Genomic DNA, 19,522 nt, shown 5'->3' with positions numbered 1-19,522 from the left:
AGGGCGGGTCCCGCGGCGTCTGGTGCGGTGCATCGCAAGGCGGAGAACTGTCCTCGTAGTGGGCTACTCGGACAATTCGACAACGCAGCGAGGTGCCGTACCTGGGGGTACCACCCAGCCGCCAGGCTGGGGGAGGGTCGCGGGACAGGCGGGACTTCTAAAACACGGCCTAGCGGCGGCCCATGCCGCAACCGTCGCCCGGCCGGTGCCGGCACGCCGGCACCGGCCGGGCTACGGGGCTACGGGGGCGGACACACACGGCCCGCGCCGGCCACCGGAACCAGGATATGGACGGGGTAAGGGTGGCCTTACCCCCTCGCGTACTGTGGAGCACTGCGCCAAAAGGAAGGTTGCTCCATGTCACGCGCCATACGGGTGGCCATCGTCGGTGCCGGTCCCGCCGGGATCTACGCCGCAGATGCCCTGCTGAAGTCCGAGGCCGCCGCCGATCCGGGGGTGTCCATCGACCTGTTCGAGCGGATGCCCGCCCCGTTCGGTCTGATCCGCTACGGCGTCGCCCCGGACCACCCGCGGATCAAGGGCATCGTCACCGCGCTGCACCAGGTCCTGGACAAGCCCCAGGTCCGGTTCTTCGGCAATGTCGACTACCCCGGCGACCTGGCCCTGGACGACCTGCACCGCTTCTACGACGCGGTGGTCTTCTCCACCGGCGCCACCGCCGACCGCCCCCTCGACATCCCGGGCATCGACCTGGACGGTTCCTACGGCGCCGCCGACTTCGTCTCCTGGTACGACGGCCACCCCGACGTCCCGCGCACCTGGCCCCTGGAGGCCGAGAAGGTCGCCGTCCTCGGCGTCGGCAACGTCGCCCTGGACGTCGCCCGCATCCTGGCCAAGACCGCCGACGAGCTGCTGCCGACCGAGATCCCGCCGAACGTGTACGAGGGCCTGGCCGGGAACCGCGCCCTGGAGGTGCACGTCTTCGGCCGCCGCGGCCCCGCCCAGGCGAAGTTCAGCCCGCTGGAGCTGCGCGAGCTCAACCACTCCCCGAACATCGAGGTCGTCGTCGACCCCGAGGACATCGAGTACGACGACGGGTCCATAGCCACCCGGCGCGGCAACAAGCAGGCCGACATGGTCGCCTCCACCCTGGAGAACTGGGCCATCCGCGATGTCGGCGACCGCCCGCACAAGCTCTACCTGCACTTCTTCGAGTCCCCGGTGGAGATCACCGGCGAGGACGGCCGCGTGACCGGTCTGCGCACCGAGCGCACCGAACTCGACGGCACGGGCAACGTCCGCGGCACCGGCCGTTTCCGCGACTGGGACCTGCAGGCCGTCTACCGCGCCGTGGGGTACCTGTCCGAGGAGCTGCCCAAGCTCCCCTTCGACCCGGTCTCCGGCACCGTCCCGCACGAGGCCGGGCGCGTCCTGGACGGCGACGGTGCCCACATCCCGTCCACGTACGTCACCGGCTGGATCAAGCGCGGCCCCGTCGGCCTCATCGGCCACACCAAGGGCGACGCCAACGAGACCGTCGCCTGCCTGCTCGCCGATCACGCCGCCGGCCGCCTCACCGCTCCCGCCGAGCCCGGCGAGGACGCGATCGGGACGCACCTGCGCGAGCGGAACGTCCGCTACACCACCTGGGAGGGCTGGTACCGCCTGGACGCGCACGAGCGGGCCCTCGGCGAACCGCAGGGCCGCCAGCGGGTGAAGGTCGTCGAGCGCGAGGAGATGCTCGACGCGAGCGGCGCGTAACCGCCGTACGAATTGCGGCGGTTACCCGCCGCGCCACCCGTCCGACGGATCCCGGCGATCGGTCGGACGGGTGGCCCGTCAGCCGGCCTGCGCCGCTGCCGCGGCTGTGTTCACGGGCGGGGCCAGGGGCGTCCACCGAGGCGTTCGATGTCGGTGTTGAAGCGCCTCAGGTAGGCGGCGAAGGCGGCGATGTCCTCGTCGGGCCAGTCCGCCATGACCCGGTCCAGGGCGTCTATGGTGCCCTCGCGTTCCTTGTCGAGCATCCGCGCGCCCTCGTCGGTGATGCGGAACTTGCGGGCCATGCCCCCTTCGGGGTCGGGGATGCGATCCACCAGCCCGGCGCGCATCGCCGCGGCGGTCTGCCGGTTGAGGGTGGAGGCGTCGAGTCCGAAGGCGTCGCTCAGTTCGCCGATCGACATCGGTCCCTGGACGCGGATGCGGCTGAGCAGGATGTAGGCGCTGCGGTCCAGTACGCCGCCCTTGCGGCGTCCGCTCTTGTGGAGCGGGAGGCCGTGGCGGCTGAGCAGCATCTGCTCGTACTCGACCTCGTGTGTGGGCTTGACCATGCGCCTGTCGCCTCCCGCTTCCCGCCGGGCCGGCGGCACCTCACCTCGCGGGCCGGCCCCGGCCCCCATCCTCCCACAGGCATATGCATCTACCACTTGAAGTGCTTGATACATATGACGTGTACGATGCACATCCTCACCCCAGTCCCGACAGACCTCCCAGGAGTCCCGTGATGGACGCCCCCCAGTCGTCAGCCCGATCGAGCGGCGTGGTCGCCACGCTGGCGTTCGCGGGCATCGTGGCAGCGATCATGCAGACGCTGGTCACGCCACTGATCGCGGAGCTGCCGCAGATCCTGAACACCACGTCCTCGAACTCCGCCTGGGTGATCACCGCCACCCTCCTGGTGTCGTCCGTCTGCGTGCCGGTCTCCGGACGCCTCGGCGACCTGGTGGGCAAGCGGCGGATGCTTCTCGTGTGCGCCGTACCGCTGGTGGGCGGCTCGGTGGTGTGCGCCCTCTCGTCCTCCGTCGTCCCCATGATCGTCGGGCGCGGTCTGCAGGGCATGGGCATGGGCATGGTGCCGCTGGGCATCGCCCTGCTGCGTGACGTCGTGCCGGCCGAGAAGCTCAGCTCCTCGATCGCGCTGGTCAGCGCCTCCATGGGAATCGGCGGCGGCCTCGGACTGCCGATCGCCGCGGCGGTCGCCCAGTACGCGAACTGGCGGGCGTTGTTCTGGGGTTCCGCCGGCCTGGCCGCGGCGGTCGCGGTACTGATCTGGTTCCTGATCCCCGACGTACCGGCCAGCGCCAAGGGCCAGCGCTTCGACGCGCCCGGCGCGATCGGCCTCGGCGCCGGACTGGTCTGCCTGCTGCTCGCGGTCTCCAAGGGCGCCGACTGGGGCTGGGGGTCGGTGACCACCCTCGGCCTGTTCACCGCCGCCGTCGTGGTGCTGGTGGCCTGGGGCCTGTGGGAGCTGCGTACCCGCGACCCGCTGGTCGACCTGCGCACCACGGGCCGCCCCCGGGTACTGCTCACCAACGTCGCCTCGGTCTTCGTCGGCTTCGGCATGTACGCCAGCATGCTGGTCGTACCGCAGCTGCTGCAGTTCCCCTCGGCCACCGGCTACGGCCTGGGTCAGTCGATGCTCGCGGCGGGCCTGTGGCTGGCTCCCGGCGGCATCATGATGATGTTCGTCTCGCCGCTCGGCGGGAAGCTCACCGACGCCCGTGGCCCGAAGACCACCCTGACCTGCGGTGTCCTGGTCATCGCCGCCGGCTACGGCCTGTCGCAGGCGCTGATGGGCTCGGCCTGGGGTCTCATGCTGGTGGGTATGGTCATCAACAGCGGCGTGGGCCTGGCCTACGGTTCCATGCCCGCGCTGATCATGAGCTCGGTCCCGCTCTCCGAAACCGCCGCCGCCAACGGCTTCAACACACTCATGCGCGCGCTGGGCACCTCGGTCGGCGCCGCCGTCATGGGCGTGCTCCTCTCCCAGATGACCACCACCATGGGCGGCTACACCTTCACCTCCGAGCAGGGCTTCCGCACCGGCCTGCTGGTCGGCGGCGGTGTCGCCCTGGTCGCCGCGGCGGTCGCGGTCACCATCCCGGCCGCGCGCCGCGCCACGGACACCGGCAGCAAGGACGCCCCGGCCGCCGCGCCCGAACAGGCCACGGCCGGAAGCTGACCGCCTCGGTGGGTCCCCCCGCGGAGAAAAGCCGCGAGAAAAGCCGCGGGGGGAGCCGCACGCCGGTGGAATCATGTGCCCGGAGCAGATGTGCACAGCACGGTGGGTGCACGGCACAGTGGGTGCGACGGGCGGGGTGGGGTTGGAACGCAGGCCGGTGCCTTCCGGCGGGAGCGCGCGAGCGGTCCTCGCCCAGGCAGACGCTCTCCTGGCGGCGGCGCGTACGGTCGCCGCCGACCACGCCGCGGTGCTCTCCGGGATCCGGGCAGCCCTGTCGCCCCTGTCGGACGCCCTGGTCCGCCGGGAACTCGACGGCATCCCGGTGTCCCGCCTCAAGGACGTCACCGAGGGCAGGCTGCGCCTGGGCAACCTCGAACAGGCCGGGTACACGACGGTCCGCCAGGTCCTGGACGCCAGGCCGTACGCGCTCCAGCAGATCCCGGGCATCGGTGCCCGCAGCGCCGGCCAGGCGGTCGCCGCCGCGCGGCAGATCGCGGACGCCGTGGCGGAGCACGTCGCCGTCCGGATCGATCCCGACGCGACCGGCGACCCCGGCACCACGGCCCTGGTCACGGCGCTGAACCGGCTGGTGAACGCCGGTCCCGACATCCCCCGGGCCGTCGACGCCGCAGGACGCGTCGACTCCGGGCTGGCCCCGCTGCTCGCGGCCGCCCGCCCCGCCCGAGGCCGGCTGCGCATGCTGTTCACCGGAAGGGAGCGCCGACAGCAGGCACTCGACGCCGTCCAGCAGATCGACGCCCTGCTCGCCGACGCCGACACACACGCTGTCCCCCTGCTGCTCGCCCAGGCGGCCACCGATCTGCTCCGGCCCTCCGACCCGGCGGACGAGGCGTGGCTGGACTTCCAGGTCCGCCCGGCCGAGTACACCGTCCTGCTCTCCGAGGTCGCGGGGCTCACCCCGGACGTCGAGGCGGCCGAGGGCTTTCTGCCCAGCGGGGTTTCCGACCGCGTACGGGCCCAGCGGCTGGACGACACCCACCGCCGGGTGTCGCTGCGCGGCTACCAGGCCTTCGGCGCCCGGTTCGCCCTGGCCCAGCGCAGGGTGGTCCTGGGCGACGAGATGGGGCTGGGCAAGACCATCCAGGCCATCGCCGCCCTCGCTCACCTCAAGGCCGAGGGGGCGACCCACTTCCTGGTGGTCTGCCCGGCCGGCGTCCTGATCAACTGGATCCGCGAGATCGAGTCCCGCAGCACCCTGGACGCCTACCGGGTGCACGGTCCGGACCGTGACGCCGCCCTCGCGGAGTGGATCCACCACGGCGGCACCGCCGTCACCACCTTCGACGTACTGAACGCCCTCGGCAGCCCCGCCGTCCCCGACGACCTCGCGATCGGCATGCTCGTCGTCGACGAGGCCCACTACGTCAAGAATCCCGCCACCCGGCGGTCCCGGGCCATCGCCCGCTGGACCGCGCGCACCGGCCACGTGCTGTTCCTCACCGGCACCCCCATGGAGAACCGCGTCGAGGAGTTCCGCAACCTCGTGCACCACCTCCAGCCCGACCTCCTCCCCCACATCCGCGACAGCGACGCCGCCGCCGGCTCCCACGCCTTCCGCAAGGCCGTCGCCCCCGCATACCTGCGCCGCAACCAGCAGGACGTCCTCACCGAACTGCCCGAGCTCCTCCGGACCGACGAGTGGGAGGAGTTCAGCCCCGCCGACCTCGCCGCCTACCGCGAAGCGGTCGCCGCCGGGAACTTCATGGCCATGCGCCGCGCCGCCTACGCCGACCCCGCCGGGTCCGCCAAACTGCGTCGGCTGCTCGAACTCGCCGCCGAGGCCGCCGAGAACGGCCTCAAGGTCGTCGTCTTCTCCTACTTCCGCGACGTGCTGACCGCCGCCCACGAAGCCCTCGGCGCGCATCCGCTCTTCGGCCCCATCGCCGGCGACGTGACCGCCACCCGGCGCCAGGAACTCGTCGACGCCTTCACCGCGGCCCCCGGCCACGCCGTACTGCTCAGCCAGATCCAGGCCGGCGGCACCGGCCTCAACATGCAGGCCGCCTCCGTCGTCATCCTGTGCGAACCCCAGGTCAAGCCGACCCTGGAAGCCCAGGCCGTCGCCCGCGCCCACCGCATGGGCCAGATCCGCCGCGTCCAGGTCCACCGCCTCCTGACCCCCGACAGCATCGACCAGCGCATGCTCGACATCCTCGGCACCAAGCAGAGGCTCTTCGACGCCTACGCCCGCCGCAGCGACCTCGCCGAGTCCACCCCCGACGCCGTGGACATCTCCGAGCAGTCCCTCGCCCGCCTGATCGTCGAGGAGGAGCAGCAGCGCCTCGCCCTCACCCCGACCCCGGCAGCGCCCGGCGTCGACCTCGGCAAGGAACCAGGCCCGGAACCCGGGCGGCGCTGAACGCCGGTTCCCCATCGCCTCCGCCGCCGCCGGGGGCCGGCCCCGGGGCGGGCACGGGACAAGAACCGGGACAGCGGCCCCGTCTTCGTGGGACGCGGACTGCCGGAGAATGCTGCTCCGTACCAGACGAACCGGGCAGGGAGCCGGCGTCCGCGGTGGCGGATCCCCACCGGCTCCGTCCACCGACCGAGAGGGATGAGAAATGCTGGTCGACCACATCGACGTACCCGATCTGGCCTCGCAGACGTACCTGGACGAGGAGGCCCCGGAAGTCGCCACCGACTCGCCGGCGGAGCGGGCCTGGCTTCCCTCCTACCAGGCTGCCCTGACCGCCTGACGCGCGGCGCCGCCCAGGGTCGCGCCGCCGCACACGCGACAAGCGAGCGACGGCGTGGCCCGGCCGGGTGCCGGATCCGCGGCAAGGTCCAGTGCTCCGGGCCCGCACTCGCTTCCTGACACCGAAGGACGGTTCGTCGTTGTTGTCCGACCTCTCCTCCGCCGGCTCCTCCGCCGGCTCCTCCGCCTCCGACGTGGCGGCGCGGGCCGACTCCTTGCTCTGCGCCGACCGGCAGTTCGGCGACTCCGCCGCCATCGGCCAACGCAACTACGCCCGGTTCCGGCTGGGGTTGACCATGCTGGCGCGGCGGGACGGCGCAAGCGCGCAGGCGCTGCGGACGGTGGCCGCGGCGACGGAGGAACGCCTGCGTCCGTTGCTGTTCGACCCGGTGTTGCGCTACTGCTTCGAGGACGACATCGCGCGGCTGGAGAGCGGCACGCTCGAACGGAGCACATTCGGCGAGTACCTGGCCGGCCGGACGGCCACCGACGCTTCCTCCCCGGGACCGTGCGAAAGCCTGACCCGTCCCCACCGGCGGGCCTGGCCCGTTCTGGGGGACGCGTGGATCCTCACCGAGCTGAAACCGCGCGGCGGAGTGGACCGGATGCTGGGCGAGCGCCTCATGGAGCTGTATCGCGGTGCGCTCGACGACGACCGGGCCGAAGGTCCGGTCAATCCGACGGACGACGTCCGCGCCACCCTGCGGGAGGGCGCGGAACTCCTCGCGTCGCTGATGCCCGCGGCGGGAGCGAGCGTACTCGGCCATATCGCCATGGTCGGATTCACCCACCGGGAGAGCCAGGAGGGCCCCCTCCAGTCCATGTCCGGCGGTGATCCGCTCCCCTCGACGGTGCTGATGGCGCCCGAGCGCTGTACGAACCCGTGGCTCGCGGCCGAGAGCCTGCTGCACGAGGGCGCCCATCTCAAGCTCTTCGACGCGCTGCGGACCGGTGCCGTGGTCATGAACGCCACCGAGCGGGTCGCGATCCCGTGGCGTATCGGCTCCTGGACGGTCATCCGGGTGTTCGTCGCCCTCCACTTCTACGTACACCTGCTGGTCTTCCGGGCCGCGGCGGAGGCAGCGGGCGCGGCGGTACGGGAGAGATTCGGTCCGCCGCCGTCCGCGGAGGTCATCGACGAGCCCAGTCCCGGCACCCCCGCCGCCCGGCACGGAACGTACCGGTCCAGTGCGGAACGGGCCCGCCATCTCGCCGAATGCGTTCTGTCCCTCCCCGACGAGGCGTTGACCGAGAACGGGCACCGGTTCGCGCGCTGGCTCCTCACCGCGCTGCGCCTGGTGGACGGGGACGCGCCGGCGCCCCGCGACCGGGCCGCGGCAACGCCCCGCCGGGCGGCGGCGGGGCCGCCGACGGCGGTGGTCCGGCCCGGGGGCGTGCTCCAGAGGGTCACGCCTGTGGACGCGTGCGCCCTGCCCGGCCTGGGGCAACTCGTCGTCAGCAATGCCGGTTCGGCCAGGATGCACTGGCTCAACTCGCGCTCGTGGACGATCTATTCACTGTGCGACGGACGCGGCCTCGACGCGCTGCACACGGCGTACGCCCGGGCGGCCGGGCTCCCGGCCGGCTCGGACGACGTCGGCCGGCAGGTGAGCGACAGTGTGCGCCGGCTGGTGGCCGCCGGCCTCGTGACCCACGACGAGTGACACTCCCAGCCCGTCCTACGTGGCGGTCCCCGGTCCGGCGCCGGACCGGGCCGCTTCAAGACCCGCCAGCCGCACGGAAATGATGGCTTCCGAACGGCTGGAAACACGAATCTTCGGCAGGATGGACGAGACGTAGTTGCGTACGGTCTTCTCCGATATGAACAGCTCCGCCGCTATTCGGCGGTTTCCGTAGCCGAGCGAGACCAATTGCAGCACCTCCCGTTCCCGATGGGTGAGCGCCGGAAACTGAATTGTCTCGCCGGTTCCCGCCAGGCGTACCAGCAGGGCGGAGAATTCGTCGCCCACCCGGGGGCCGAGGGTGACGCAGCCGCGTTGCACGGCCCGCACGATGCGCAGCAGGTCCGCGGTCTCCGTGTCCTTGAGCAGGTAGCCGGTCGCTCCCGCCATCAGCGTGGCCAGCAGGAGCCCCTCATCGTCGTGCTGCGGGGACACGGCGGCGATCGTCCTCGTCGCCGGGCACTCCCGACGCAACCGCTGGAGCAGCCTGATTCCCTCGCGACCGGGCAGGTCGAGGTCGACGAAGACCACATCGGGCTTATGCTGCCGGACCGCCCGCACCCCCGCGCGCGGGTCCGGGGTCCCGGTGGCGACGGCGATGCCGTCGCCCTCCAGCGCGGCACGTAATCCCCCCAGGACCAGGGGGATGCTCTCGATCACCACAACACGCGTACCGACACCTCGGACCGCATCGGCCATTTTTGAATCCATCCTCACCACCGGGCCGGGGTGAGGCGTGACGGGGCCCCATTCCCCACGCCGTCTCTCAATTGACCGCGCGAAAGCATAAAACTCCCGTTGGCCGCCCCCATTGACCGGTCAAAAGCTCTCGTCGCAGCCTACCGCGCCTGCCGGTTCCCGCCTCGATGCGACGGCCGGCGCGGGTGGCAACAAGGCTCAAGGTGGCTCCCGATCGGCGATTTCCGCATTTCTCCCGCCTGACCTGCTTACGGTTGTTTGTACTGGCCCCCGGCCGCCGGCCGCCGGATCGCGGCCGGCCGGGGTGGCCGGCGGTGGACCCGGGGACGGCCGGTCCGCGACAGCGGGGGCGCGTTGCCCGTACGGTGCGGCACCCACCGGCTATCCCTGTCGTGATCACGCAAAACGGGGAGAGGCTGGGTCATCGTGCCGCGCGCTGTGCGTCGTGTGGACAAGGCCGCTGCAACAGCCGCAACCGTGGTGTCAACGCTGGTGATTTCACTGGTCGGGTCGCCCGGGGGGATCTCACCCCCGGGCTCCCACAGAACGGAGCGTGACAGTCTCCCGTCACTCCGCTCTTATCACTCTGATCACCAGAAACACGGTGTCCAAGCCCAGTGGGCGAAGAGCCTGGGGTGCCGGCTGGTGATGCGTTGCCAGCACTTGTGGGCTGCTTTGAACGACCGAAATCGCTTGTACTTCTTGCGGATCCAGCGCATCAGGTAGGCGCTGATGCGCCGTAGGAGGGGTAGCAGTTCCGAGCGGTAGAACGCTCCGTAGTACTGCATCCACCCGCGGACGATCGGGTTGATCTTGCGGGCCAGTTCGGCGAAGGTGAGGCCGATCCGCAGGTGGATCCGCCAGGAGCGGACCTCCCCACTGATCTTCTTCAGGGCCTCCTTGCTGATCGCGGGCAGGAAGTTGGTGAAGTTCTTCCCTCTCCTGTTCCGCGCCCTGCGGGCCTGGAACGTGAACCCGAGGAAGGTGAACGACGTGTGCTCGTAGGCACCGCGCCGGTTTCCGTCCTTGCAGTACACGATCTTGGTTTTGTCGGGGTGCAGCCGCAGCCCGACCTCTTCCATCCTGTTCCCGAGCGCCGTCAGGACCTGTTGGGCCTGGCGCTCGCTGACGCAGTGCACGACCGCGTCGTCGGCATACCGTTCGAACTGGACATCCCGGAAGGCCCGGGCCAGCCACAGGTCGAATGCGTAGTGCATGAACAGGTTCGCCAGCACGGGCGAAACGGCAGACCCCTGCGGGGTCCCCCGGTTCCGCTTCTGCAAGGTGCCGTCGGGCAGTTGAAGCGGCGCCTGGAGCCATCGCTTGACATACAAAATCACCCAGACGGCATCGGTGTGAGCCTCCACGGCCTTGACGATGAGGTCCCACCGGACGCTGTCGAAGAATTTCTGAATGTCGAGATCGATCACCCAGTCTTTCCTCCAGCACCGTTCCCGGCAGCGTTCCACCGCATCCAGGGCCGACCGACGTGGCCGGTATCCATAGGAATCCTCGTGGAACGCAGGCTCCACCCGGACTCCGAGGTGCCTGGCCACCACGGTCTGAGCAACGCGATCGGCGACAGTGGGAATACCTAGCATTCTTGTGCCGCGATCATGCTGCTTCGGGATCTCCACCGCTCGCACCGGAGGGGGAAAGTAAGCCCCTGACGACATCCGATTCCAGATCTTGTACAGGTTGCCCCGAAGATCTGATTCAAAGTCAGCAATGGACTGCCCATCCACTCCCGGCGCGCCCTGATTCCTCTTTACCTCCTGGAACGCCTCCCAGACTTCCCACTTCGAAATATCAAACGACTTCTCCGACGACTTCAACTGGTCCCTCGACTCCTCCCGGAGAACCTCCGGTTGGTCAAACTCCCACAGTCACGAGTGACCCGGCCCCTTCGCTCCACCCCCATTACAGGGGCTTCAGCACTACTACGGGCCGGTCCGCCGACATGCCCCGCGACGGTACTCGGATCCTCACGGTGGTCACCGCTTGGAGTGCTCCCTCTCGCGCCCGCACCGGGCTGCAGTGTCGAGGCATGTCTTCCCACGTTCCGTACAAGAGCAGCAGATCAGGCTCACGTCACCTCCATGCCGGACACCGCCTGGCCAATAAACGGGAACCCGCCAGACTCTTCCCGGAGCAAAAGCCATCGCCCCGGTTTTGATGCCACTTGAGTTGGATAACGACACGTCATCAGTGATTCGCTCGCGCTCGTCTTCCTGATCCCCACCTGACACTTCAAAGAGTGCCTTTTCCACATCGCTCACCACGGTCGCGTCACCGCTTCCGCAGCATGTGGCGGTTTGGAGCCTCCCCCCGCAGGGCGGCTCCGAAGGGCCAAATCCTTCATCTCCTGCACAGCATCAATCGCAGCGGCTCTCCTACATTGAGCCCCTCCTCTTGTTCGTGGCACACAGCTCTTTCCAACCTCGCATGCCAGCTGCGCAGTTGGGATGACAGACAGATGAAGCCCCTGGTAGATGGGTTTTCGACCAAGAGAACCGTCTCCACCAGAGGCTTCGCATGCTTGTCTACCCGTCCGGCGTCGACGTATCCAGCTCTGCCCTGCGCTTCCTCGCCGCCCGCCTGAGGGAACACCGCCGCGCTCCCGGAACCCGATGGCGGCGCCTGAACGCAGGACGACAGGCCCTGCTCACCCTCGCATACCTGCGCAACGGCCAGCCCTACGCCCAACTCGCGGCCGGATTCGGGATCGGCACCACCACCGACTACCGATACATCACCGAGGCCGTCAACCTCCTGGCCGCCCTCGCCCCCACCCTCACCGAAGCCGTACGAGCGGCGTCGACGAAGGCGTACGTGATCCACTCGCCGAGGCCGGCATCACCTGCTGGGCAGACAAGGGCTACCAGGGTGCAGGCGGCACGGTCCGTCTCCCTTACCGCGGCCGATGGGACAGCCTCTCCACCGGCCAGCAGGCCGTCAACCGGTCCCACGCAAAGATCCGTGCACTTGTCGAGCAGGCCATCGCCACCCTCAAGTCCTGGCGCCTCCTCCGCAAACTCCGCTGCTCGACCACCCGGATCACGAGCCTCGTCCAAGCCGTCCTGGTCCTCCGGCTCGCTGTCACGGGCTGAGATCAACCCGCAGCATTCACCAGGTCCGTCAATTCGGCCTCGGTCGTCCCCGCCCGCAGACGAACGTCGAAGGTGTAACCCTCATCGCAGAACACCAGGTCCCTCTCTGTCAGCCTTGGGTGCGACGCCCCGCTTCGGCGGGTTAGCCTGAGAGGGCACGACAGGAGAACCACCCCCTCATGACCAGCACCAAGCCCGCCGGATCCGACCCGGCTCCCCGGCCGAAGCGCCATTCATACAGTTAACCTTCAAAAACGTGCTCATCGCGGGCGAACGGTTCTTCTTCGGCTTGGCCACGCCGTGTGCCCAGTCGGGCGTCTCGACGGACGAGGCCCGACGCACCCTCCCCGCGCGCACAGGAGGTGACGCCACGTGACAGCAGACCCGCGTGTGAAGGACATCGGCGACATCCGCACAGCACACCTGTTCGACATGGTCGTCGACTTGGACCCGCCCCTGCCCTTCGGTAGCGGCCCGTTCGGCCGTCGGGTTCTCTTCGGTGCCGCAGGCGGCACGTTCCACGGCCCCAGACTGCACGGCGACGTCCTCCCCGGCGGCGGAGACTGGGCGTTGATCGGCCCCGATGGAATGATATGTCTGGACATACGCCTGACCCTGCGCACTCACGACGGTGCCCTCCTGTACATGACCTACGGGGGCCGCTGGGTCAACCCGCCCGCGCCCGACGCCATGGCCGACCCCGACCCCACCCGCTACTACTTCCGGACCACCCCGCTCTTCGAGACAGGGGCCGAGACCTACGCATGGCTCAACGGCACGGTCTGCGTCGGGTCGGGATACCCGGTCGAAGGCGGCCTTGCCTACAAGATCTCTCAGATCCTGTGAACGTCATGTCCTTCGCAGAGGAGGGAACCGGCGGACGAAGGCTCGGCACACGGTCGCGCGGCATTAACCTCGCGCTTTCACGAGCTCGCGATCCGCTACGAGGCGAGGCTGAACGGAAATCGACCTTCGGGAGGGCAGGCGCTGCTCCCTGGCGTCATGGGAGACGATCAGAAGGGGTGAGCTGCAAGGTGATCCGCCTGCGTGGGCCATTGTCGTGATCTCAGCTCTCAGGGCCAATGGGGCTATTTTGAGGTCTGGCTTCATCCTTATCAGGTCGATCATGGGGTGTCCGGAGGCTGCGCCAACCCGCCGGAGTCCTCTGCTCACCGTTCGCCTGGAGCCGCAGCCAATCGCCGCTGTCCGGGTCTGTTGGTGTCAGACGTTGATGTCAGGTTCGGCTACCGCTCTTGACACGACCAACCGCTGCCGCCATCAGGGCAGCAGCTTCGGGTCAGTGCTGCTGTATTCCCTGCCTTCTGGCCAGATGAAGGCGTGTCCCACGCTGGTGACGAGCTCAACGAGGTCTTGCCGCGGCTTGCTGGGCACCAAGATCGGCCGGCTTCATCCGCACCCGCATCGACCAGAAAGCCGCCCGATGACCACGCCCCAAGACGCCCCCACCTGCCGCCGTATCCGCGTCCGTTCCTTCGGCTGACGGGCGGTCATCGTGCGTCCCCGGCGAACAGTTGGCGCGCGTTGCGGGTGGTGAGGTCCCGCCAGGTGTCAGTGGCGGACGGCTGCGCCGCGGAACCGACGGCCTCGACCTGAGCGAGCACTGCCTCGTCCGGTGTCCAGCAGTAGTCACTGCCGTACAGGAGGCGTTCGACGCCGAACGCTGCGGCGAGGGCCGGGATCTGGCGGGGGAAGGGCGTCCCGGCCATGTCGTACCAGAGGCGGCCGAGTTGTTCCACGGCGCTCGGTTCGTCCACGGGCCCGCCGCCCAGCGCGCGGAACAGTTCCATGCGGTCGGCGAGCAGCGGGAGCGCCCCGCCGCCGTGGGTCAGGATCCAGCGGATCCGCGGATTCCGGGTCAGGACGCCGCGGAAGAGCAGGTCGCTCGCGGTGCGGGCGACGTCGAAGAGAAACTCCAGCATCGGCCGCGGTCGGCCCAGGGAGACGTCGTCGGCGTGGGGCGGTGACGTGGGATGGACGAAGACGACGGCGCCGCGGCGGTCGAGGTCCTCCCACAGCGGCTCGAACTCGGGGTTGCCGAGGTAGAGGCCGTGGTGATTGGTCTTTACCGCCACTCCGTTGGCACCGAGTACGTCGAGTGCATGGGCGGCCTCGGTGAGCGAGCCCTCGACGTCGGGCAGAGGCAGGGAAGCGAAGTGACCGAACCGCCGCGGATGCGCAGTGCGCACCCCGGCGGCGAAGACGTTGACCTCACGGGCGAGGGCGCGGGCCGCGCTGTCGTCCCCGAAGTGCACGCCCGGGGAGGACACCGACAGGTAGGACTTCTCGATCCCCGAGCGCTCCATCATGCCGAGATGCTGTTCGACACTCCACGTGGGCCAGCCAGGCATCCCGTCCGGGTGTTCGATACCGGCGGATCGGGCCGCGGCGACGTAGCTGTCGGTGACGAAGTGGGCGTGGACGTCGATGAGTCCGGCCAAGGTCATGCGGATCTCCCGGGTTCGCGGTTCGGTATGTGTGTCACCGTAGGAAAGCGGTCGTAGGCTGGCATGAGTGATTCCGATGAATGAAACACCGAGTCACGGCGACACCCGACGCAGACGCGGAGGCAGGCCCGCTGCGGGGCAACCGGTCATCGACCGGGCATTCGCCCTCCTCAGCGCGTTCGACAGCGACCATCGTGCACTGCCCCTCGCCGAACTCGCACAGCGGAGCGGCATTCCCCGCACCAGTGCACTGCGGCTCGCCCGCTCGCTCGTCCATGTGGGTGCACTGGAACGGCTCGACGACGGCCGCTACGTCGTGGGGCTGCGTTTGCTGGAGACCGCTTCCCTGGCACCGCGTGGACACGGGCTGCGGTCCGTGGCCATGCCATTCATGGAAGATCTCTTCCATGTCACCCGTCAGCACGTGCTGCTTGCTGTGCGCGACCAGGGGGAGGCGCTGCTCGTCGAGCGGCTTTCGGCACTCGATGCCAGTCCCGTGCGCTTCCGCGTGGGGGGCCGCCTGCCGCTGACGTCCACCGGCGTCGGAGTGGTGCTGCTCGCCTTCGCGCCGCCGGCCGTACAGGACCACGCCATGGCCGCCTATGAGCCCAGGCACGGCGATGACGACATCCGTACGCCGGCCGACCTGCGCCGTGTGCTCGCGGAGGTACGGCGCGGTGACTACGCCTTCGGTCGCCAGAGTCATCCGTGGCGGCTGAGTACCGTGGCCGCGCCGGTGCGGGACGGCGACAAGGTGGTGGCGGCGTTGTCGGTCGTGGCGCCCAGCACCCGTTTCGCGGATGCGGGCTACGGCCCGGCCGTGCGGGCGACGGCCCGTGCGATTTCCCGCCGGCTCCTGCATGACGGCCCTCGGGCGATCCCGCTCGAAGGTGCGGACACACAGCTGTAAAGGCCGCAGGCGGACGCAGCAGCGTGGCATGCCGCACCTTTACGGCAGGCATTGCCGTTTCGGCCGCCGGCGTGCCGGGGTCGACCGCTGACCGATGATCACCTGCTAGCGATCACGGCCTCGATCGGCCCGAGTGCCCCACCCACGGCCCACGCCAGCCCCGCGACCTGCAACTTTAGCCCGCTACCCGGGCCATCACCCAGGCACAGGCGAAAAAGGTCTTCGCACACTACGTCCGGGAGAACGCCGCCGCGGATGCCGCTCTGGACGGGAGCAGGATCAGCAAGGTGGAGACCGGGACCCTGCTCAAGCAGTCCCGGGCCGGATATCGGATGCACCGGCTGGCCGGAACCAAGGACACCCCGGTCACCTACGTCAGGCCGGCCTTCCTGATCCCCGGGCTGGAGAAGCAGACGACGTATCCGCGATTCTTCGCCGTCCTCAGCAAGTCGAAGGGGCGCGAGAGCGATCGTTCCTCCACACTCCACTACTTCGTCCGGAACAGGGCGGCCGGCGCGTGGAAGGCCACCGCCGCGACCTGGGCGGTCACCGACCCGGTGGACAAGTCCGCGAGTCCCGGGCCCACTTCCAGCCGCTCGGCGGGCGGGGGCGGGAGCACGGTCTCCGTCCGGCCGAAGGTGCTCCCCTCGATCCGTACGGGCTCCTCCGGCGCGGCCTCCACCTCACCGGCGGCGGCACGTGCGCGGACGTACTGCGGCGGCTTCGCCGACTACTTGAGCTTCACCGCGCCGCACGGCAAGACCGACGACGCGCGCTTCGCCGAGGGCGGTTTCACCAGCGGAGTGGTCAAGTACTACAACGGATGGGCCGGCGAACAGCTCAGCCGCAGCTTCGACTACAGCGTGACGGGCACCGAACTGCCGGTCTTCGCGCTCGGATCGGGGAGTTCGCTGGTCGCCTGCACCTTCGACGTCGGGTTCCACACCCTGGGCACCAGCGCCACGAGCTGGGTCCGCTACGACCCCGGCAGCAGCGCGGACGTCCTGCTCGGCGGTGGTCACGCCCGCCGGCACAAGGTCGACGAGAAGCTCAGCATGACGGCACTCATCGAGGTGCCGGCCAAGGCATCCGCCGCGGCCACCGTGCTGGCCTGTGACTGCTACGCCCCGCAGCCGTTGTCCGCCACGGGTGTCCCCGCGAACTGACCGGCCTGCCCACCGCCCCGACGGACCGGATGGGACGCCTGGAAGGCCAGCCGCCGGTCGGCACCGTCACCGATGGACCCGAGCAGGTCGTCGAACGTCAGGAACTCCTCCCAGGCCGTCCGGCCGCCGGCCTCGGCCAGCCGCGTGACCACGAGATCTTCCAGTTCCGGGACCCGTTTGTTCTTCCAGATCTTGTCCGCCACGCTCACCAGCAGGTCCTCGATCCCGATGTCCGGTCCGGTCCACGCCGCGTGGGTCCCCGCGAAGCGGGCCAGCTCCGGGCCGAAGCCCTGGGCCAGCAGCAGTTGGCGGCCGGCCTCTTCGTGCGCGGAGCCGGGCCCGGACAGTTCGGCGACGTGCACCGTCTTGCCCATGTCGTGCGTGGCCGCCCCGAAGAGCACGGCGTCGCGATCGAAGCGCAGAGCGGGGTGCCGCCGCGCCGTCCAGTCGACGAGCTGGTGTGCGACATCGTGGACGGCTCGCAGATGGGCCGCGAGGCGCGGTGGCGCGTCGAGGTTCCGCAGGAGCCGGCCCACCCGGTCCGGCAGCGGGCGCAGAGGCGGGTCCGCGGTGTCGTGGAGGGCCCGCAGCAGGAGATCAGCGGTTGTCACGGCGCCAGGTTACCGAGGCGGTCGGACGCGGGGGCGCCGGTGAGCGCCGGTGCAGAGGGCGGGCGTGGACGAGCCGGGCGTGAGGATGTCGCGCAGGGCCGACGGCGTGCCGGGCCGGGACAGGAAGTCCCCCAGAGGTTCCGTCAGGTGACGGTCGCAGTTGCGGACCGCCACGTCGTCGGCACCGCGCACCGCGACACCGCAGGCGGCGGAGGCAAGGAGGCAGGCGTCGTTGTAGCCGTTGCCGAACGCGACCACCCGGCTCAGATCGGGCTCGTCCCGGTACCGCGCGAGGAACCGTGCCAGGCCGGTGGCCTTGCAGGTACCACGGGGGCGGATCACGCAGGCGTCGAAGGCCCGGACGGTGTCCAGGTCGTGGGGAAGCCCGTCGACGGCCGGGGACAGCCCGGGGTGCGGCGGGAAGACCGTTACCGCGACGAGCGGGCCGGGCAGAGCCCGGACATCGGTGGCCACGGTCACCTCGGAGCGCGGCATACCGTGCGTTCGGGCGTACTGCAGCGCGGCCTGCCGTGAGGACGCCACCGGCTCCGCGGCGAGTTCCACGACGAAGTGGCGGACACCGCTGTCCACCAGCCGGTCGGGGAGCTCCGCGGGGAGCCGGCGCAGGGCCGTGACCTCACCGGTGACCCGGTCGAGCAGGACGTTGCCGTCGCTGAGCAGAAAGTGTTCCAGGGCACCGGTCAGCACGCCGTCCGGGTCGAAGCGGCGGAAGCCGGCCACCGGCCTGCCGGTGATCAGGAGCGGTGAGACGCCGGCCGACCGGAGCGCTCGCAGCCCGTCCGGCAGGGACGGGGCGTAGCCGCCGCAGTCGTCCAGCAGGGTGCCGTCGAGGTCGAAGGCCGCGTGGCGCGGACCCGGCGGACGGGTGGAGGCCGACGCGCTCACCGTACGACGGCCATCTGCCGGGCCAGTGCCCCGGTGAAGGCGTCGGCGTCCGGGGCACGGAAGTCACGGCTGTCGAGGTCGACGGCGAGGATGACGGTGTTCCGGTAGTCGTGGACGGCGAGTTCGACCCCACGGCTGGACATCGCCGCAGGCCGGAAGGCGTTGGCCGCCACCTCGATGCCGCCGGACGCGGTCGCATCCGGTCCGGTTCCGTGGTCCAGGAAGCGGGCGGTGACGGCGCCACGCGACATGAGCCGGGGGGTGGAGGCAAGCGCCCGGCGGAGGTCGGCCGAGCCGATGTGCCGGTGTCGCATCGTGTGCAGCAGTTCCGTCCTGACGTCTCGCAGTGCCTGGTCACTGTCGGTGGTACGGGGCAGCAGCAGGGGCAGCGAGCGGGCGAATCTCCCCATCAGGTCCTGGTCGCCCGGGTCGCGCGTGTCCATCATGCAGTGCAGTTCCAGCAGGGGTTGCGGCCGGCTCCGGAAGACCGTGACGACGAAGTGGGACAGGACCCACTGGAACAGCGAGACACCGCCGGACTCGCACTCCCGGCGGACCGACGCCAGCCGGTCGCCCTCCAGATGGACGAACCGGGTCAGGCACGGCTGTACGGGCTCGGCAGGATCGGCCGGGGCGGTCGGGGCGCCGGCACGTGCCTGCGCCAGCTCCGCGAACTTCCGCTTCCAGTAGTCGTGGTTGGCCGTCGCCGACCGCTGCCGGAAACGCTCGCGCTGCCGGCGGATCGTGGCGAGCAGGTCACCGGCGGGCCGCTGCCGGGGAACCGTGCGGCCCGACAGCAGGTGCCCGTAGGCCTCCCAGAGCCGCCGGACGAAGATCGCGCGTCCGGTGCCGTCGATCCCGATCCGTGGGAAGTCGGCAAGCAGAGCGTGGTGTCCGGCGGTGTGGCGGAGCAGCCGGAAGCGGAAGCAGGGCTCGTCGGCGAGGTTCCAGGGTGTGGTCCGCGCGGCCGATCTGAGCTTGGTCGCGTAGGTGGCGAACTGCTCCTCGGAGCGAGCCCTGACGAGTTGCCGTGTCATGAGCGGGCCGGTGGGCGGGGTGTGCAGGGTCTGGACCGGCGATCCGGTGGAGGTGTGGTGGATACGGACGCGCAGGCAGTCGTTGTGCTCGACCACGGTACGCAGCGCGGATTCCAGGACCCGGACGTCCAGTGGTCCGTTGATACGGAAGGCCGCCTGGAGGGAGTGTGGCTCGACACCGGGGTCGGCGAGGTCGTAGGCGTCCTGACCGAATGACAGGGGAGCCGGTGATCCAAGATCGGCGTCGCCCATGGAAGCCCTTTCCCAGGAGACTGTCGAGCGGCCCGTACGCACTGATACG

Annotated in this window: 15 protein-coding genes and 1 pseudogene; 9 read left to right on the top strand and 7 right to left on the bottom strand. The window is 70.0% G+C overall.

The annotated features are described in order from the left end of the window. The first annotated feature begins 357 nt into the window (after nucleotides 1-357). Nucleotides 358-1,722, top strand: coding sequence for an FAD-dependent oxidoreductase (locus RWE79_RS32035; RefSeq protein WP_475943568.1), 1,365 nt, complete (start codon nucleotides 358-360; stop codon nucleotides 1,720-1,722). A gap of 110 nt (nucleotides 1,723-1,832) precedes the next feature. Here RWE79_RS32035 and RWE79_RS32030 read toward each other — a convergent pair whose 3' ends face one another. After that, complete coding sequence (locus tag RWE79_RS32030; RefSeq protein ID WP_475943567.1) at nucleotides 1,833-2,288, bottom strand: MarR family winged helix-turn-helix transcriptional regulator; 456 nt, start codon at nucleotides 2,286-2,288, stop codon at nucleotides 1,833-1,835. 173 nt (nucleotides 2,289-2,461) lie between these two features. Here RWE79_RS32030 and RWE79_RS32025 point away from each other — a divergent pair, with 173 nt between their 5' ends. The 4 genes from RWE79_RS32025 to RWE79_RS32010 all read left to right on the top strand — a co-directional run bounded on the left by RWE79_RS32025 (nucleotide 2,462) and on the right by RWE79_RS32010 (nucleotide 8,299). Next, a complete protein-coding gene (locus RWE79_RS32025; RefSeq protein ID WP_475943566.1) occupies nucleotides 2,462-3,919 on the top strand; it encodes an MFS transporter in 1,458 nt (485 codons plus the stop codon). An 88-nt stretch (nucleotides 3,920-4,007) separates the two neighbouring features. Continuing rightward, a complete protein-coding gene (locus RWE79_RS32020) occupies nucleotides 4,008-6,299 on the top strand; it encodes a DEAD/DEAH box helicase (protein WP_475943565.1) in 2,292 nt (763 codons plus the stop codon). Between the two features lie 202 nt (nucleotides 6,300-6,501). Next, on the top strand, nucleotides 6,502-6,636 hold the full coding sequence (locus RWE79_RS32015) for a hypothetical protein (protein WP_475943564.1): 135 nt from the start codon (nucleotides 6,502-6,504) through the stop codon (nucleotides 6,634-6,636). Nucleotides 6,637-6,778: 142 nt separating this feature from the next. Continuing rightward, complete coding sequence (locus RWE79_RS32010) at nucleotides 6,779-8,299, top strand: aKG-HExxH-type peptide beta-hydroxylase (RefSeq protein WP_475943563.1); 1,521 nt, start codon at nucleotides 6,779-6,781, stop codon at nucleotides 8,297-8,299. A 15-nt stretch (nucleotides 8,300-8,314) separates the two neighbouring features. Here RWE79_RS32010 and RWE79_RS32005 read toward each other — a convergent pair whose 3' ends face one another. Both RWE79_RS32005 and ltrA read right to left on the bottom strand, forming a co-directional pair. Continuing rightward, on the bottom strand, nucleotides 8,315-9,016 hold the full coding sequence (locus RWE79_RS32005; RefSeq protein WP_475943562.1) for a response regulator: 702 nt from the start codon (nucleotides 9,014-9,016) through the stop codon (nucleotides 8,315-8,317). A 590-nt stretch (nucleotides 9,017-9,606) separates the two neighbouring features. Then, nucleotides 9,607-10,851 (bottom strand): group II intron reverse transcriptase/maturase, encoded by a 1,245-nt coding sequence (gene ltrA, locus RWE79_RS32000; protein WP_475941772.1) that lies wholly within the window; start codon nucleotides 10,849-10,851, stop codon nucleotides 9,607-9,609. A 700-nt stretch (nucleotides 10,852-11,551) separates the two neighbouring features. Here ltrA and RWE79_RS31995 point away from each other — a divergent pair. Both RWE79_RS31995 and RWE79_RS31990 read left to right on the top strand, forming a co-directional pair. Beyond that, nucleotides 11,552-12,126 (top strand): annotated as a pseudogene (locus tag RWE79_RS31995) (transposase family protein). Between the two features lie 372 nt (nucleotides 12,127-12,498). Next, nucleotides 12,499-12,972 (top strand): DUF3237 domain-containing protein, encoded by a 474-nt coding sequence (locus RWE79_RS31990; RefSeq protein ID WP_475943561.1) that lies wholly within the window; start codon nucleotides 12,499-12,501, stop codon nucleotides 12,970-12,972. Between the two features lie 662 nt (nucleotides 12,973-13,634). Here RWE79_RS31990 and RWE79_RS31985 read toward each other — a convergent pair. After that, the gene (locus RWE79_RS31985) at nucleotides 13,635-14,591 is read right to left on the bottom strand and encodes an amidohydrolase family protein (protein ID WP_475943560.1); all 957 of its coding nucleotides are present in this window, start codon (nucleotides 14,589-14,591) and stop codon (nucleotides 13,635-13,637) included. Between the two features lie 76 nt (nucleotides 14,592-14,667). On the opposite strand from RWE79_RS31985, the gene RWE79_RS31980 reads away from it, so the two are divergent. Together RWE79_RS31980 and RWE79_RS31975 are read left to right on the top strand one after the other, a co-directional pair. Continuing rightward, on the top strand, nucleotides 14,668-15,501 hold the full coding sequence (locus RWE79_RS31980; RefSeq protein WP_475946226.1) for an IclR family transcriptional regulator: 834 nt from the start codon (nucleotides 14,668-14,670) through the stop codon (nucleotides 15,499-15,501). Between the two features lie 194 nt (nucleotides 15,502-15,695). After that, entirely contained in the window at nucleotides 15,696-16,667 is a 972-nt protein-coding gene (locus RWE79_RS31975; RefSeq protein WP_475946223.1) for a DUF8094 domain-containing protein, read from the top strand. On the opposite strand, the gene RWE79_RS31970 is transcribed toward RWE79_RS31975, so the two are convergent. Genes RWE79_RS31970 through RWE79_RS31960 form a run of 3 tightly spaced genes read right to left on the bottom strand, consistent with a single transcriptional unit; the run spans nucleotide 16,622 to nucleotide 19,473 of the window. Further along, the gene (locus tag RWE79_RS31970) at nucleotides 16,622-17,278 is read right to left on the bottom strand and encodes an HD domain-containing protein (protein ID WP_475943559.1); all 657 of its coding nucleotides are present in this window, start codon (nucleotides 17,276-17,278) and stop codon (nucleotides 16,622-16,624) included. The two genes, RWE79_RS31975 and RWE79_RS31970, sit on opposite strands and share 46 nt — an antisense overlap. Nucleotides 17,279-17,287: 9 nt before the next feature. Beyond that, on the bottom strand, nucleotides 17,288-18,184 hold the full coding sequence (locus RWE79_RS31965; protein ID WP_475943558.1) for an HAD family hydrolase: 897 nt from the start codon (nucleotides 18,182-18,184) through the stop codon (nucleotides 17,288-17,290). Beyond that, on the bottom strand, nucleotides 18,181-19,473 hold the full coding sequence (locus RWE79_RS31960; protein WP_475943557.1) for a condensation domain-containing protein: 1,293 nt from the start codon (nucleotides 19,471-19,473) through the stop codon (nucleotides 18,181-18,183). Before RWE79_RS31960 ends, RWE79_RS31965 begins: the two co-directional genes overlap by 4 nt. Nucleotides 19,474-19,522: the final 49 nt, after the last annotated feature.

Source organism: Streptomyces sp. RLA131, assembly GCF_056270125.1.
This window is presented reverse-complemented; position numbering and strand designations above follow the sequence as displayed.

What these genes read in the sequence shown, in the direction of transcription:
- RWE79_RS32035 (WP_475943568.1), top strand. Translation starts at nt 358, where the DNA reads ATGTCACGCGCCATACGGGTGGCCATCGTCGGTGCCGGTCCCGCCGGG.
- RWE79_RS32030 (WP_475943567.1), bottom strand. Translation starts at nt 2,288, where the DNA reads ATGGTCAAGCCCACACACGAGGTCGAGTACGAGCAGATGCTGCTCAGC.
- RWE79_RS32025 (WP_475943566.1), top strand. Translation starts at nt 2,462, where the DNA reads ATGGACGCCCCCCAGTCGTCAGCCCGATCGAGCGGCGTGGTCGCCACG.
- RWE79_RS32020 (WP_475943565.1), top strand. Translation starts at nt 4,008, where the DNA reads ATGTGCACAGCACGGTGGGTGCACGGCACAGTGGGTGCGACGGGCGGG.
- RWE79_RS32015 (WP_475943564.1), top strand. Translation starts at nt 6,502, where the DNA reads ATGCTGGTCGACCACATCGACGTACCCGATCTGGCCTCGCAGACGTAC.
- RWE79_RS32005 (WP_475943562.1), bottom strand. Translation starts at nt 9,016, where the DNA reads ATGGCCGATGCGGTCCGAGGTGTCGGTACGCGTGTTGTGGTGATCGAG.
- RWE79_RS31985 (WP_475943560.1), bottom strand. Translation starts at nt 14,591, where the DNA reads ATGACCTTGGCCGGACTCATCGACGTCCACGCCCACTTCGTCACCGAC.
- RWE79_RS31980 (WP_475946226.1), top strand. Translation starts at nt 14,668, where the DNA reads ATGAATGAAACACCGAGTCACGGCGACACCCGACGCAGACGCGGAGGC.
- RWE79_RS31960 (WP_475943557.1), bottom strand. Translation starts at nt 19,473, where the DNA reads ATGGGCGACGCCGATCTTGGATCACCGGCTCCCCTGTCATTCGGTCAG.